The 14,676-nt window shown below is 62.4% G+C and carries 16 protein-coding genes and 1 tRNA gene; 15 read left to right on the top strand and 2 right to left on the bottom strand.

The genetic code is table 11. The features are described 5' to 3' along the window. Window positions 1-53 precede the first annotated feature (53 nt). From EU811_RS17340 to EU811_RS17300, 9 genes are all read left to right on the top strand, one after another. Entirely contained in the window at window positions 54-953 is a 900-nt protein-coding gene (locus EU811_RS17340) for a ParA family protein (RefSeq protein WP_024820433.1), read from the top strand. Window positions 954-959: 6 nt separating this feature from the next. Further along, the gene (locus EU811_RS17335; RefSeq protein ID WP_142939561.1) at window positions 960-1,898 is read left to right on the top strand and encodes a segregation and condensation protein A; all 939 of its coding nucleotides are present in this window, start codon (window positions 960-962) and stop codon (window positions 1,896-1,898) included. Further along, the gene (gene scpB, locus EU811_RS17330) at window positions 1,882-2,547 is read left to right on the top strand and encodes an SMC-Scp complex subunit ScpB (protein ID WP_187697235.1); all 666 of its coding nucleotides are present in this window, start codon (window positions 1,882-1,884) and stop codon (window positions 2,545-2,547) included. The genes EU811_RS17335 and scpB overlap by 17 nt, the downstream gene beginning before the upstream one ends. Window positions 2,548-2,698: 151 nt before the next feature. Continuing rightward, entirely contained in the window at window positions 2,699-3,913 is a 1,215-nt protein-coding gene (locus EU811_RS17325) for a pseudouridine synthase (protein ID WP_142939560.1), read from the top strand. Between the two features lie 3 nt (window positions 3,914-3,916). Further along, window positions 3,917-5,023: a prephenate dehydrogenase gene (locus EU811_RS17320; RefSeq protein WP_142939559.1), complete on the top strand. Its 1,107-nt coding sequence runs from the start codon at window positions 3,917-3,919 to the stop codon at window positions 5,021-5,023. Beyond that, entirely contained in the window at window positions 5,023-5,736 is a 714-nt protein-coding gene (cmk, locus tag EU811_RS17315; RefSeq protein ID WP_142939558.1) for a (d)CMP kinase, read from the top strand. The genes EU811_RS17320 and cmk overlap by 1 nt, the downstream gene beginning before the upstream one ends. Then, window positions 5,726-6,460, top strand: a complete 735-nt coding sequence (locus EU811_RS17310; RefSeq protein ID WP_165450204.1) for a lysophospholipid acyltransferase family protein — start codon at window positions 5,726-5,728, stop codon at window positions 6,458-6,460. The genes cmk and EU811_RS17310 overlap by 11 nt, the downstream gene beginning before the upstream one ends. Window positions 6,461-6,470: 10 nt before the next feature. Next, entirely contained in the window at window positions 6,471-8,021 is a 1,551-nt protein-coding gene (gene der / locus EU811_RS17305) for a ribosome biogenesis GTPase Der (protein ID WP_024820440.1), read from the top strand. Window positions 8,022-8,162: 141 nt separating this feature from the next. Then, a tRNA-Pro gene (locus EU811_RS17300) sits at window positions 8,163-8,239 on the top strand. A gap of 125 nt (window positions 8,240-8,364) precedes the next feature. Here the strand turns inward: EU811_RS17300 and EU811_RS17295 are convergent. Continuing rightward, window positions 8,365-8,811, bottom strand: a complete 447-nt coding sequence (locus EU811_RS17295; RefSeq protein ID WP_142939557.1) for a MarR family winged helix-turn-helix transcriptional regulator — start codon at window positions 8,809-8,811, stop codon at window positions 8,365-8,367. A 173-nt stretch (window positions 8,812-8,984) separates the two neighbouring features. Between EU811_RS17295 and EU811_RS17290 the strand changes: the two genes are divergently transcribed. From EU811_RS17290 to EU811_RS17265, 6 genes are all read left to right on the top strand, one after another. After that, window positions 8,985-10,193, top strand: a complete 1,209-nt coding sequence (locus tag EU811_RS17290) for an MFS transporter (protein ID WP_142939556.1) — start codon at window positions 8,985-8,987, stop codon at window positions 10,191-10,193. A gap of 291 nt (window positions 10,194-10,484) precedes the next feature. Continuing rightward, window positions 10,485-10,871 carry a glycine cleavage system protein GcvH gene (gcvH, locus tag EU811_RS17285; protein ID WP_011774387.1) on the top strand — a complete coding sequence of 129 codons (387 nt, stop codon included), beginning with the start codon at window positions 10,485-10,487 and terminating at the stop codon, window positions 10,869-10,871. A gap of 136 nt (window positions 10,872-11,007) precedes the next feature. Beyond that, the gene (locus EU811_RS17280; RefSeq protein WP_142939555.1) at window positions 11,008-11,484 is read left to right on the top strand and encodes an FHA domain-containing protein; all 477 of its coding nucleotides are present in this window, start codon (window positions 11,008-11,010) and stop codon (window positions 11,482-11,484) included. 20 nt (window positions 11,485-11,504) lie between these two features. After that, the gene (gene ftsR / locus EU811_RS17275; protein WP_142939554.1) at window positions 11,505-12,221 is read left to right on the top strand and encodes a transcriptional regulator FtsR; all 717 of its coding nucleotides are present in this window, start codon (window positions 11,505-11,507) and stop codon (window positions 12,219-12,221) included. Continuing rightward, on the top strand, window positions 12,221-12,724 hold the full coding sequence (locus EU811_RS17270; RefSeq protein ID WP_017200817.1) for a bifunctional nuclease family protein: 504 nt from the start codon (window positions 12,221-12,223) through the stop codon (window positions 12,722-12,724). The genes ftsR and EU811_RS17270 overlap by 1 nt, the downstream gene beginning before the upstream one ends. A 234-nt stretch (window positions 12,725-12,958) precedes the next feature. Continuing rightward, window positions 12,959-13,552, top strand: coding sequence for a MerR family transcriptional regulator (locus tag EU811_RS17265; protein ID WP_142939553.1), 594 nt, complete (start codon window positions 12,959-12,961; stop codon window positions 13,550-13,552). Window positions 13,553-13,670: 118 nt separating this feature from the next. Here EU811_RS17265 and EU811_RS17260 read toward each other — a convergent pair whose 3' ends face one another. Continuing rightward, on the bottom strand, window positions 13,671-14,480 hold the full coding sequence (locus EU811_RS17260; protein ID WP_142939552.1) for a ParA family protein: 810 nt from the start codon (window positions 14,478-14,480) through the stop codon (window positions 13,671-13,673). Between the last annotated feature and the right edge of the window lie 196 nt (window positions 14,481-14,676).

Below are 14,676 nucleotides of genomic sequence, written 5' to 3'. Positions count from 1 at the left end.
CGTCCAGGGGCGCAGCGGCAGGGAAGATCGTCGTCGAAAGAGTGGTTAGATACGTGAGCATCGAACGGGGAACAGCTACGCTGGAAGGCACCGAGCTCGATCTGGAAGACGCCATCATGGGGCCCACGGGCCGTCCTTATCGCGAATTCCCTGAACCTGCTCCACTGGCCTCCCACGGCCCGGCGAGAGTCATCGCCATGGTCAACCAAAAGGGTGGAGTGGGTAAGACCACCTCCACCATCAACTTGGCCGCAGCGCTCGCCGAGTACGGTCGGCGTGTCCTGCTGGTGGACTTTGATCCCCAAGGCGCTCTTTCCGCCGGCCTCGGGGCCAACCCGCACGAGCTCGATCTCACCGTCTATAACGTCCTGATGGACCGCAAGGTGAACATCCGCGATGCCATCCAGCAGACCGGTGTTGAAGGCGTTGACCTCCTGCCCGCCAACATTGACCTCTCGGCTGCCGAAGTCCAGCTGGTCAACGAGGTTGCCCGTGAGCAAGTCCTGGACCGCGCCCTCAAAAGCGTTGAGGACGATTACGACGTCGTCTTGATCGACTGCCAGCCGTCTCTGGGCCTGTTGACAGTGAATGCGCTGACTGCCGCCCACGGCGTCATCATTCCGTTGATTTGCGAGTTCTTCGCTTTGCGCGCCGTGGCGCTCCTGGTGGAAACCATTGAGAAGGTACAGGACCGCCTGAATCCGCGCCTGCAGGTGGATGGCGTCCTGGCAACCATGTATGACGCCCGCACCCTGCACAGCCGCGAAGTCATCTCCCGTTTGGTGGAGGCGTTCGGAGACAAAGTCTTCGAGACCGTCATTAAGCGGTCCATCAAGTTTGCTGATGCCACCGTGGCGGCCGAGCCCATCACCAGCTACGCCGGCAACCACATCGGTGCTGACGCTTATCGCCGCCTTGCCAAAGAACTGATCTCGCGCGGCGGCGCGCCCTAGCGGACGGTGGGACCGTCAATCGCTCATACCGCGGAAGCGGACCTGGCCTCGCCTTCTGCTACGGAAACGCCCGTACCGGCAGAAACGCCAGACGCCGGCACCTCCGAAGCCCGCAAAGCCGGCTTTGAGGTACGGCTCACTAACTTCACGGGACCCTTTGACTTACTGCTCGGCCTTATTTCCAAGCACAAGCTGGATATCACCGAGGTGGCGCTAGCCACGGTCACTGATGAGTTCATCAAGTACATCAGGCGTCTCCAGGAGCTGGGGGAGGACTGGGCGCTGGATGAAGCCAGCGAGTTCCTGGTGATTGCCGCAACACTGCTCGACTTGAAGGCGGCGCGCCTTCTGCCGGCCGGTGAGGTGGAGGACGCTGAGGACATTGCCCTTCTGGAAGCAAGGGACCTGCTGTTCGCCCGCCTCCTGCAGTACAAGGCATTCAAGCAGATCGCCGGGATCCTGGGAGAGACGCTGGAGCAGGAAGCCCGGAGGTATCCCCGCCAGGTTGCCCTTGAAGGCCATTTCGCCGCGTTGCTCCCGGAACTGGTGTGGCGGCACACCCCGGAGCAATTCGCCGAACTTGCCGCTAAAGCACTCGAACCCAAGGATTCCGCGCCGGCCGAAGTTGGCTTGGAACACCTCCACGCTCCGCCGGTCAGCGTCAAGGAGCAGGCCGAGATCATGGGCTACCGCTTGAAGCTTGGCGCGCCCTTGTCTTTCGAAACCTTGATCGCAGATGCCGAGACCACCTTAGTGGTGGTGGCGCGCTTCCTGGCGTTGCTGGAAATGTTCCGTGACAGGGTGGTGGCCTTCGAGCAGCCCGAGCCGTTGGCTGAGTTGACGGTTCGATGGACAGGCGATGACGCCGGCTGGGACAGTTCCAGCTTGAGCGAGGAGTACGGGCCTGAAGCAGGAGCAGGAAGCGGGGATGGCGACAGTGAGTGAGCAGGAAACGGTGCAGGACGGGCTGGCCGAGCTGGAAGCCCTGCCCGGCGGTGCGCGTGCAGCGTTGGAAGCTGTCCTCATGGTGATCGATGAGCCGGCCACTTCGGAGGAGCTGGCCGCCGGGCTCAACGTAACGGTGGCCGTCGTCGAGGATTTGCTGCAGGACCTGCAGCGGGAGTATAGCGGCTATACTGTTAAAGCCCCGGACGTGGATGCTGTCGGCTTTGCCGATGCCAGCACTGCACCCCGGGGTTTTGAATTGCGGAACGTCGCCGGTGGGTGGCGGATCTATTCACGGGCGGAATTTTCCGACGTCGTGGGCAGATTCGTCCTCGAAGGGCAGACCTCCAGGCTGACTCAGGCAGCGCTTGAGACGCTGGCGGTCATTGCCTACCGGCAACCGGTCTCAAGGGCCCGGGTGTCCGCCATTCGCGGCGTCAACGTAGATTCCGTAGTCCGGACTCTTACCCAACGTGGTTTGATCGAGGACTCCGGAAACGATCCCGAGTCGGGGGCTGTCCTCTACCGGACAACCTCGTACTTCCTTGAACGGATGGGCATCGGCTCGGTGGCTGAACTGCCACAGCTCTCCCCGCACCTTCCTGGCTTGGAAGGCATCGAGGAGTACTACGACGCCAGCCGGATGTAGCCACGGCCAACACCGGTACTGCAAGAGAACTTCATACTGATTCACGGCGCCATATCAAGGTGCACAGCGACAAGGGGCAGACGATGTCTGCCCGGCTGGCTAGTGTTGATTTCAACACCTCTTGCCGGCCATTACTACACAAGGACGGGTCATGACACAGGCGGGACGCCAGAGTTCACCACGTAACGGTTCGGGACGAAACAGTTCTGGACGCAATGAGGCCAAGGGAAGCGGCACGGGCCGCTCCAACGCCGGCGGCTTCTCCGGCCGCGGCGGCAGCGCCGGCGCTGGAAAGCGCAACTTCTCACAGGGCGAGGGCCGCCCCTTTAAGGCTCCGAAGCCGCGCGAAGCGGCACCTTTCGATCCTGACAACCCCACAACAGCGGGCGACTACGACCGCGGCCAGGCAGCAAGGCCCGCCAAGCCCTTCCGCAAGCCAGGCTCCAACAAGCCCGGCTTTGGCAAGGCACCCGGCACTCCCGGTGCCATCAAGCCCAAGGCGAAGCCGGCCAGGCAGTACGGATCCAAGGCCTTCGGCAGCGAACGCTTCGGCCAGAACCTTGGCCCCATCCGGAAGCCGGCCCGCAACCGCGGTCCGCGCCAGGAAGTCCCTCAGTCCGATCTTCACGATGCTGACGGTGTACGTCTGCAGAAGGTCATGGCGCAGGCAGGCGTGGCCTCACGCCGCGTGTGCGAGGAAATGATCCTCGAAGGCCGCGTCGAGGTTGACGGCGTGGTGACCACCGAACTTGGAATGCGCGTGGACCCCACGGCCGCCGTGATCCACGTTGATGGCATCCGGATCCAGCTCGACGACACCTTGGTCTACATGGTCTTCAACAAGCCCAAGGGCGTTGTTTCCACCATGGAGGATCCCGAAGGCCGTCCCTGCATCAGCGACTTCCTCAAGAACAACAAGAACAAGGGCGAACGCCTGTTCCACGTCGGCCGCCTGGACGTCGCCACTGAGGGGCTGCTGCTCCTGACCAACGACGGCGAACTGGCCAACCGCTTGACGCACCCTTCGTACGAGGTGCCTAAGACGTACCTGGTCCAGGTGCGTGGCCCCTTCCCGCAAGGCGTGGGCGCAAAGCTGAAGAACGGCGTCGAGCTCGAAGACGGCGTAGCTGCGGTGGACTCGTTCCGTTTGGTTGACTCCACCCCCGGCCATGTCCTCATTGAGGTTGTGCTCCACTCCGGCAAGAACCGTATTGTGCGCCGCATGTTCGATGCCGTCGGCTTCCCGGTGGAGCGACTTGTCCGCGTCAAGGTTGGGCCCATCGGCTTGGGCGACCAGCGCCAGGGCAGCATCCGCAACCTCGGCAGGCAGGAAGTCGGACACCTCCTGGCATCGGTGGGACTCTAAGGCATGTCGGCATTCGGTACGCACGGCCGGGGCCATCTTGATGGCCCGGTCGTCGTTCTCGGGACAGGTTTGCTCGGGGCCAGCATTGGTTTGGGCCTGCGCGGACGCGGAGTTCCCGTGTACCTGTTTGATCCCTCGCCCACCAATCAGGCGGTAGCGGTGGACATCGGTGCGGGACGGCCACTGGGGGAGCTGGATGAACAACCCCAAATGGTAGTTGTCGCGGCCCCGCCGGACGTTACCGCCGACGTCGTGCAGAAGGCCCTGGCGGATTACGCTTCAGCGGTGGTGGTTGATATTGCCAGCGTCAAGGCCACCATCCAGGCGCAGTTGCGGGAACGCGGCGTTGACCTCGCCCGCTACGTGGGTACCCACCCCATGGCAGGCAGGGAGAAGTCCGGTCCGGTTGCGGCCAGGGGAGAGCTTTTCACGTCCATGCCTTGGGTACTATGCCCCTCCGAAGAAACCTCGGATGCTGCACTCCAGGCTGCACGTTCGCTCGCAGGGGATCTGGGAGCAATTGTTTCCCAATTCACTGCGGACGAGCACGATGAAGCCGTGGCCCTGGTGTCGCATTTGCCGCAGATCATGTCCTCGCTTCTGGCGAGCCGTCTGCAGGGTACGCCATTGCATGCCCTGTCCTTGGCAGGCAACGGTCTGAGGGACACCACCCGCATCGCAGCCAGCGATCCCACTCTCTGGGTGCAGATCCTGGGCGGCAACGCGGAAAAGGTGGTTTCCATCCTGCATGGTGTGCGCGAGGACCTGAACCGTCTGATCGGCACCTTGGAAGAACCCCTCGCCCCCGGCGCGCGGCTGGACCTCGCCCAACTGATCAGTGAGGGCAATGCAGGCCAGGCCCGGATCCCGGGAAAGCACGGCGGACCTCCCCAGGCGTACTCGTGGCTCACCATCCTGGTGGATGATAAACCGGGCCAGATCGCGCACCTCCTCACGGAAATCGGTGAGATCGGTGTGAACCTCGAAGACCTTCGGCTGGACCATTCCTCCGGACAAAACGTGGGCATGGTGGAACTTTCCGTGCTTCCGAGCAAGCATGACCTCCTTGTTGAAGCTTTGACTGACCGTGGATGGCGGGTACTCCAGTAATGACGCGTGAATTCTTTGGCCCGGAGACAGTTGCCCGCCCCGGCAAGCCGCTCGTGATCGCGATCGACGGCCCATCGGGGTCCGGCAAGTCCAGCGTCAGCAAGGAAGTCGCCCGGCGCTTGAAGCTGGCGTACCTCGATACCGGCGCCATGTACCGTGCCCTGACCTGGTTCTGCCTTAAGACCGGCGTTGACCTTCAGGACGGTGCCGCGGTGGAACAGGCTTCCAAGATCATGCCCTTGGAGATCAGTACCACTACCGCCACGGAATATGTGGCGGTTGATGGCACGGACATCACGGACGAGATCCGGGATCCTTTGATCTCCTCGTCGGTCAGTGCTGTGGCCACCACGCTTGGTGCCCGCACCGAGCTGATCCGTCGCCAGCGTGAACTGATCGACCAGAACCACCGCCGCATGGTGGTGGAAGGACGTGACATCACCACCGTCGTCGTCCCCAATGCTGAGGTCCGCATGCTGTTGACCGCCAGTGAGGAAGCCAGGCTGCGGCGTCGTGGGATCCAGTTGGGCGGCACGCAAACCAAGGAGCAGCTCAAAGCCCAGGTCATCCAGCGTGACGCCAAGGACTCAACGGTGGTGAACTTCACCCAAGCCGCCGACGGAGTGGTGACGCTCGATTCCTCCGATCTGAACTTTGAGGAAACGGTGGAGACCGCGCTGGCGATTGTGAGCAAGGTTATTTATGGCGACTGAGACTCAGCTGCCCTCCGCCGGGAGCAGGTTGTGGAGCCGACCCGTTGGCTGGCTCCTGGACCACGTCATTTATCGGACCATCGTGGCGGGCAAAAGCAACGTCCCTGCGGCCGGACCGGTGGTATTCGCCGCGAACCACATCAGCTTCCTGGACGGGCCGGTGATGTTCGGCGCGTCGCCGCGTCCCATGCACATCCTGGTTAAGAAAGAGATGTTCAAGGGCTTCCTGGGCAAGGTTTTGCGAGGATCCGGACAGATCCCCGTGGACCGGGCCGGCGACCGCACCGCCCTGCATGTCGGCAAGAAACTGCTCGACGCCGGTCGTTGCGTAGGGATTCTTCCCGAAGGAACCCGGGGGAGCGGCTCGGCAGAAAACATCAGCAACGGAGTTGCGTGGCTCGCCCTCACCACGGGAGCCACTGTTATACCGGTTGCCATCCTCGGAACCCGTCAGGATGATGAGCATCGCGACCATATCCCCAAACCACGCCGTAAGCTCTATGTGAGCTTCGGCGAACCCATCACGGTGAAGCGCCGGAAGGGCGAACCGGGGCGTGTTTCAATGGACAGGGCGGCTACGGAGATCCGTGAAGCCCTGGCCGGTCACGTCCAGGACGCCATCCGGGCCACAGGCCAGGGCCTTCCCCTGGAACCTGCGCCCGGTAAACCCACTTCGCAGCACCGCCACTCAGCAGTAGCCGGGACGCCGGCAGACCACCACTAAGGAAAGTGCAATGAGCGATACGACTCAAAAATCCGGCCTCCACGGAGCCGGCGACGACGAATACACGCCCACCGGCACCGACCAGGTGGCGGAAAACCTGGCGGCCCTGGACGACGACGAGGCAGAGCTCCGCGCGGCCACCCTCCGGGCAGGCCTGGAGGACTACGAGCTCGACGAAGAAGACGCCGCGCTGCTCAGCGGTGAATATGGCGATGAGGGCGACGAAGGTCCCCTCAAGCTGGACCCGGTCCTGGCCATCATCGGACGCCCGAACGTGGGTAAGTCCACCTTGGTTAACCGCATCCTTGGCCGCCGCGAAGCCGTTGTTGAGGACACCCCGGGTGTAACCCGCGACCGCGTCATGTACTCGGCCCGTTGGAACGGCCGCAACTTCACCCTGGTGGACACCGGCGGTTGGGAGCACGACGCCAAGGGCATCCACGCCCGCGTAGCTGAACAGGCCGAAATGGCCGTGGAGCTTGCCGACGCCGTACTGTTCGTCGTGGACTCCGCCGTTGGCGCTACGGCCACGGACGAGGGCGTCATGAAGATGCTCCGCAAGAGCAAGAAGCCGGTCATCATGGTGGCCAACAAGGTGGACGACTTCGCCCAGGAAGCTGATTCTGCTGCACTGTGGGGATTGGGCTTTGGCCAGCCGTACCCGGTGTCGGCCCTGCACGGCCGCGGTGTCGCAGACCTCCTGGACCACGTCATGGACACCCTTCCCGAGTTCTCCCTGGTGGACGGTGTGGAGCGTTCAGGCGGTCCTCGCCGCATCGCCCTGATTGGTCGCCCGAACGTGGGTAAGTCCTCCCTGCTCAATAAGCTCGCGGGCTCCGAGCGCGTCGTGGTGGATCCGCTGGCCGGTACTACGCGTGACCCGGTTGACGAGTTCATCGAACTTGGCGACCGCACGTGGCGCTTCGTAGACACCGCGGGTATCCGCCGCCGCCAGCACATGGCACAGGGCGCAGATTTCTACGCCTCCCTGCGCACGCAGGCCGCGCTCGAGAAGGCGGAGGTCGCCGTCGTGCTTCTTGCCGTCGATGAGGTCCTCAGCGAGCAGGATGTCCGCATCCTGCAGTTGGCCATCGAGTCCGGCCGTGCCCTGGTTCTGGCCTTCAATAAGTGGGACCTGCTGGACGATGAACGCCGTCGTTACCTCGAACGCGAAATCGAGCAGGACCTTGCCCACGTTGAATGGGCTCCCCGCGTGAACATTTCGGCCAAGACCGGCTGGCACAAAGACCGCCTGGTCCCTGCGCTGGATATCGCACTGGAGAGCTGGGACCGCCGCATTCCCACTGGACGCCTGAACGCGTTCCTGGGCGAGCTCGTGGCAGCGCACCCGCACCCGGTCCGTGGCGGCAAGCAGCCGCGCATCCTCTTTGGCACCCAGGCATCCAGCCGCCCGCCGAAGTTCGTGCTGTTCACCACCGGCTTCCTGGACCCCGGATACCGTCGCTTCATCACCCGCCGCCTCCGCGAAACGTTCGGCTTTGAGGGCACGCCCATCGAGGTCAACATGCGCGTGCGCGAAAAGCGTGGCAAGAAGCGCTAAATGAGACGGGCATCACAGCCCACTTTGGCTGTGATGGCGTCTCCGACCTCCAACTTCGTGTAAGCTTTTGGAGGTGGTTCGGCCGGACTGCTTAGGTGAAACTCTTCGGAGGAAAACTTAGGCGGAGAACGGTGGAACCAGCGGGCTGTAGCGCAGCTTGGTAGCGCACTTGACTGGGGGTCAAGGGGTCGCAGGTTCAAATCCTGTCAGCCCGACCATAAAGGCCGGAATCACGTGGAAACACGATGATTCCGGCCTTTGGTCGTTAATGGCGCATCCCGGCCTTGTTCGATTCCATCGCCGTTGAGCGCCGGAGAATTCGGGCAAGGCCGGGGGAGTTGGGCTAGACCTTCTGCAGGGCGCCGAGTGCCCGCACCAGGGGCTCAAGTTCGGGCACGGTGGCGGCGGCCTCAAGAGCGGAGGCCAGGGTCTGGTCATGCACGGGCTTTGCTGCTTCCAGGAGCTTCTGGCCGGGAAGTGTCAGCTCGGTATAGATGCCGCGGCGGTCGTCCGCACACAGGATGCGGGTGAGCAGGCCGCGGTCCTCAAGCCGGTTGACCAAGCGGGTGGTGGCGCTGCTGGAGAGCGCTGTGGCCCGGGCCAGTTGCTGCATCCGCATGTGCCAGCCGTCCTGGCGGCTGAGCGCGTCCAGCACTGTGTACTCCACTACCGACAGGTCGCTCGACGCCTGGAGGGCCTTCTCGAGCTCCGTTTCGATGCTCCCGTGCAGGGCCGCAAGGGTGCGCCACCCCTGTGCCCGTACTTCGACGGCGTCATCCTTGATGCCCATGTGTCCTGTGCTCCTGACTCGATGTCCTGTGAATCGCGACGCATGGCAAAGTAGTTGCTTGCGCAAGTACCTAGCGTGTGCAACTATATATGAAGCGTCTGCAACTATTATTCTACGGTTCCCGTCGACGCACTTCCACTTTTGGCCGGAACCGATCATTTAAGGAGCTCCACATGCCCGCAGGGTTGATTGCCCTTGCCCTCGGCGGATTCGGCATCGGACTGACCGAATTCGTGATCATGGGCCTCTTGCCGGAAGTTGCTGCCGACTTCCAGGTCAGCGAGGCTTCTGCCGGCTGGTTCATCTCCGGCTATGCCCTCAGCGTCACAGTTGGTGCGCTCCTGGTGACGGCTGCTGTGACCAGGCTGCCGCGCAAGCCGGTTCTCATTGGCTTGCTCGTCTTGTTCATCGCCGGCAACTTCTTCTCCGCCGTTGCTGACAGCTACGCCGCCATGATGATTGGCCGTGTGGTCGCTGCGCTGTGCCACGGCGCGTTCTTCGGTATCGGTTCGGTGGTAGCAGCGAGCCTGGTACCGTCCCACAAGAAGGCCGGAGCCATCGCCATCATGTTCACGGGCCTTACCGCGGCCAACGTCCTCGGCGTTCCCTTCGGAACGTTGCTTGGTCAGAACTTCGGCTGGCGCTCAACTTTCTGGGCGATCACCGCCATCGGAGTTGTAGCCCTGCTCGGCATCGCGCTGATGGTTCCCAAAGCCACCACGGAACCCACCAAGGGGCTCCGCAGCGAGTTGGGCGCCTTCAGGTCAGGACAAGTATGGCTCTCCATCATCGTGACCATCCTTGGATTTGGCGGCATGTTCGGGGCGTTCACCTACATTGCCTTCACTCTTACCGAGGTGTCCGGCTTCGAATCGGGGGCCGTGCCGTGGCTCCTGGTGCTCTTTGGTGGCGGTCTGTTCGTTGGCAACTTCCTGGGCGGCAAGGCCGCGGACAAAGCGTTGGACAAGTCGCTGATCGTGATCCTTTCCGGACTTGTGGCGGTGTTGATCTTCTTCGCCCTCACCGCTTCGAGCAGCATCGCAACACTGGTCTCACTGGCGCTCATGGGTGGATTCGGCTTTGCTACCGTTCCGGGTCTCCAGATGCGCGTGATGCACTTCGCCTCCACGGCACCCACGCTGGCATCGGGTGCAAATATCGGAGCCTTCAACCTGGGGAACGCGCTCGGAGCATGGCTCGGTGGCGTAACCATTACCGCGGGTCTCGGCTACACATCGCCCATCTGGGCCGGCGCCGGCATCACCCTTGCTGCCCTGCTGGTGATGCTGGCTGCGGCTGCAGCAGCACGGCGCGGGGGACCTGCGGCACCTGCTGTAACTCCCGACGTCGAACGCGAACCGCATGGGGCCACCATCGCCTGACGCCGGGGTTTGGTTTCGGGCTCCAAGGCCCGGCCGGGAAACAAAGAAGCCCGCCACGGACAATCCGTGGCGGGCTTCAATGCGTCTCAAGCGGTGTGAGGCGTGGTGACCTGGATTATTTTTACGCCCCAATTGCGCTTTTTCCGAGCTGGTACTTGTACTTGCTCGGTCATGGGTCAATCATGGCAGAGACCCCCAATAGGTACAGGGGAAATGTGCCTATACTTTCAGCGGTGGCCATCAGCACAGGCCGCCGTCGAGGTTCGTAAATGTCCCGATGAAAGGCCACCAGTGAGCAATATTCCGGAAGAACTTTCCTACACCGCAGAACACGAATGGGTGACCGCTCCAGATGCCGACGGCGTTGTGCGCATTGGCATCACCGATTTCGCGCAGGACGCATTGGGCGACGTCGTCTACGCCCAGATGCCCGAGCCTGGCACAAAAATCACCGGCAATGAGGTTGTTGGCGAGGTGGAGTCCACCAAAAGCGTCAGTGACATCTACGCTCCGGTGACCGGCGAAGTCACCAATCGAAATGACGCCCTGGACACTGATCCGGCGTTGATTAACTCCGACCCGTACGGCGAGGGATGGCTCATTGAAGTAAAGCTCGCAGAAGCTGATGCAGTGGATTCCCTGCTCAGTGCATCGGAGTACGAACAACAGGTAGGCTAAAGTTATCTGGCCCGTCAGGCTGCTTTCCATAAACCGGAAAGCGGGACGGCGGGCCAGCAACCGATTTGCCCGGCGGTACCGGGAGGCGGAAGTGCCGGCAGGGTTTGGAACTGCCGGCGGATGAGGAGGAAATTCCATGGTTGGCGGCGAACAGAATGAAGCCAATGTCGGGAACGGCGCGGAGGAACAGCCGTCGTCGGAGACCACCTCGATCAGCATTACGCCTACGTGGGACGAGCCGAGCATTGCGCCCAAGTTGGCACCTGAAGAGCGTGCGTCCGTAGACGCGCTTCCGCCGAACTCAGCCCTGCTCATAGCGCACAGCGGCCCCAATGCCGGTGCTCGTTTCCTGTTGGATGCGGACACCACCACGGCGGGACGTCACCCGGATGCTGACATCTTCCTGGACGACGTCACGGTATCGCGCAAGCACGTTCAGTTCATTAGGTCTGAGTCCGGTTTCGAGCTGGTGGATATGGGAAGCCTGAACGGTACATACGTCAATCACGACCGCGTGGACCGCGTGCAGCTGAAGACCGGCAGCGAGGTACAGATCGGCAAGTTCCGGTTGACCTACTACCTGAGCCCTGTTCGCGCAGCAGGCCAAGTCTGACGGGGTATCTGCCTGTGGCTATGGCCCAGCAGGACCGTCGCGGACCGCAGGTCCTGAATATCGGGGAAGTCCTTGCCCAGCTGAGTGAAGACTTTCCCGGTATGACGGCGTCCAAGATCCGGTTCCTTGAGGAAAAGGGACTCATCAATCCCAGGAGGACTCCTGCCGGCTACCGTCAGTATGCAGACAGCGATGTTGAGAGACTCCGCTTCGTCCTGGCCCTTCAGCGTGATCAGTATCTGCCGCTGAAGGTCATCAAGGACTATCTCGACGCAATCGATCGCGGCGAGAGGCCGGAGAATCTCCCTCCCGGTGTCACAGTGTCGCCCCGGGTGGTCTCTGCGGAAATGGCAGCGGAAGTGCAGGGGCGCGCCCGTGCCCTCACTGAAGAGCAGCTGCGTGCCGAGTCGGGCGCAAGCGTGCCGATGCTCGAATCATTGCTGAGCTTCGGGTTGATCAGTCACGTGGGTGGCAAGTTTGACGAACACGCCCTCCAGGTGGCGCGAGCCTGTGTGCAGTTGGAAAGCCACGGTCTGGAGCCCCGGCACCTCAGGCCGTTCCAAGCTGCCGCTGAGCGGGAGTTCGGCCTGGTGGAGAGGGCTGTTGCCCCCTTGACCTCTCGACGGGATGCTGCGTCCCAGGCCCGGGCAGCTGAGGCTGCCCGGGAGATTAGTGATCTTTGCCTGACCCTGCACAGGGCCTTGGTGCACGACCGTATCTCACGGATGGACAGCTGATGATCGAAGTCGAAATCGTCGGGGTCCGGATCGAGCTGCCTTCCAATCAGCCGTTGGTGCTGCTTCGGGAGATCAACGGAGAACGCCACGTTCCCATCTGGATTGGAACTCCTGAAGCCAGCGCCATCGCCCTGGCGCAGCAGGGCGTTGTCCCGCCCCGGCCCATGACCCACGATCTCCTAGTGGACGTTGTGGAGTCCTTGGGGCACTCCATCATCAGCGTTAACATTGTGGCCGTGGAGGACAACATCTTCTATGGGCAACTGCAGTTCGATGACGGCACGGTGGTCAGTTCGCGCGCTTCTGACGCGTTGGCCTTGGCGCTGCGTGCCAAGTGCCGCATCTGGTGCGCAGATGCTGTGATGGAGGAAGCCGGCGTTCGTATCACTGAACACGATGAAGGCGAGGATTCGGAGCCGGATCCCGCGGTGGACGAAGAGCGCGAAATGCGCCGGTTCCGGGAGTTCCTGGACGACGTTGAACCGGAAGATTTCGAAGGCTGATCCACCCTAAGCCTAAAGTTGAGGGTGAAACTTTCGACACGACCGGATTTTGAGGCGAAGGTCTTTGACCTCGGCGCTCCACAGGCCTAACGTCGAAGTTATCAAGTTCCCGTTGCATACACTGCCTGCGCAAGTCACACTGGAAGGTGCGGACTTGCGGGAATTACACTGCTGCATTTTGCCGTTGTAACAGGTATGCACCGTCCCCAAGGGAACTGAGAACAAGGAGGTCACGTGAGTCCGAAAGGCGAAGCAGGCGAGCTGAAGCAGTCCTCTGCCGGCATTGCTGCGCCCGCATCCGGCGCCCAGGGTCTGCTCTTCACCGAGGACCTTCCTGTGCTGGACGAGGACGCGGGCTATCGCGGTCCCACTGCCTGCAAAGCGGCAGGCATCACCTACCGTCAATTGGACTACTGGGCGCGTACGGGCTTGGTTGAGCCCGCTGTCCGCGGTGCTGCCGGCTCCGGTTCGCAGCGGCTCTACGGCTTCCGCGACATCCTGGTGCTCAAGGTGGTCAAGCGCCTCCTTGATACCGGCGTGTCACTCCAACAGATCCGCACCGCGGTCGAACACCTCCGCGAGCGGGGCGTTGAGGACCTCGCGCAAATAACGCTGATGAGCGACGGTGCCAGCGTGTACGAATGTACATCTGCTGATGAGGTCATCGACCTCGTCCAGGGCGGACAAGGCGTCTTCGGCATAGCGGTGGGACGTGTATGGCGGGAAGTAGAAGGAAGCCTGGCCGCGTTGCCCAGTGAGCACGCTGGTGAGCAGTCCTTTCCCGACGACGAACTGGGCAAGCGACGCGTCGCACGGCGCATCAGCTAACAGCTTGCCCGGGAATCAGAATTAGCGATAGAAGGCCTCGTCCCTGCAGGGACGAGGCCTTTTCGATGCTTAAACGTGCTTGGTGGCGGCGCCTCATGCTGGCGGCAAACGCTGCCGGCTAGCGCTGGCGACGGTCCCGCACTGCGGATTGACCGGCCAGGAGGTTTTCGAGCAAGCCATCGAAGAGCTTGGCTGCGTTCTTTGCCGAGTCCCCGGGCCAGTGATGAACGGAGTGCGCTGCACCCTGGATCTGCTGCCAGTTGGCTTGCTCCGGAATGTGGGGTGTCAGCAGCAGTTCGCCGAACATGGATTCCATTTCAGCCAAGCGGAAGGTGTGCTCCACGGATCCGGTCCGAACCCGGTTCGCCACAATCCCTGCCGGGGCCAGGTTGGGAGCGAACTCCTGCCGGAAGAGCTGAATGGCGCGCATGGTACGCTCCGTGCCGGCAACTGAAAAAAGCCCAGGCTCGGCCACGAGGACTACCCGGTCGCTGGCGCTCCACGCCATGCGGGTCAGTCCGTTAAGGGAGGGCGGGCAGTCAATCAGGACGAGCTCGTAGTTGCTGGCACCTGCCAGCACCGCGGAAAGCCTGCGGAGGTCGCGCCTGCCCAAATCCGGGCGGTCGTAAATACCCGTGAAGGCCGAACCGACTGCGACGTCCAAGGTGCCGTTGCTTGAGCCGTTGGAAACCCAGCTGCTACCGGCCACATTGCCCGGCAAGTTGGCTTTCCGGGGGCTTTTCAGCATCCGGCCAATGTCCAATTGTCCGCCTGGCTGAACGCCAAGTGCCGTGGTGGCATCGGCGTGCGGATCGAGATCCACCACCAATGTGGATATTCCTGCTGCGAGGGCCGCGGACGCCAGACCGGTGGTTACGGACGTCTTTCCCACTCCACCCTTGAGGCTGCTGATGCTGACTACTTGCACTTGAAAACCCAAAACCTAACGCCGGTTGCCGTATCGCGCTGATTCGCTCCGGAAGCGCCGGAGCCGGGGCTTGCCGAAGCCCCCTCAACATCATATGGTGCATCGCGTCTGATTCCCGCTTTCTACGCGCCCGACCGCCCAGGGATCAGGTTCGCCACTAGCACGCCGTCGGATCGCGCGCACGCATATACAGCCC

Source organism: Arthrobacter sp. TS-15, assembly GCF_006964045.1.
Taxonomy (GTDB): domain Bacteria; phylum Actinomycetota; class Actinomycetes; order Actinomycetales; family Micrococcaceae; genus Arthrobacter.
Note: the sequence above shows the minus strand (reverse complement) of the source record. Positions and strands in the feature narration are given on the sequence as shown.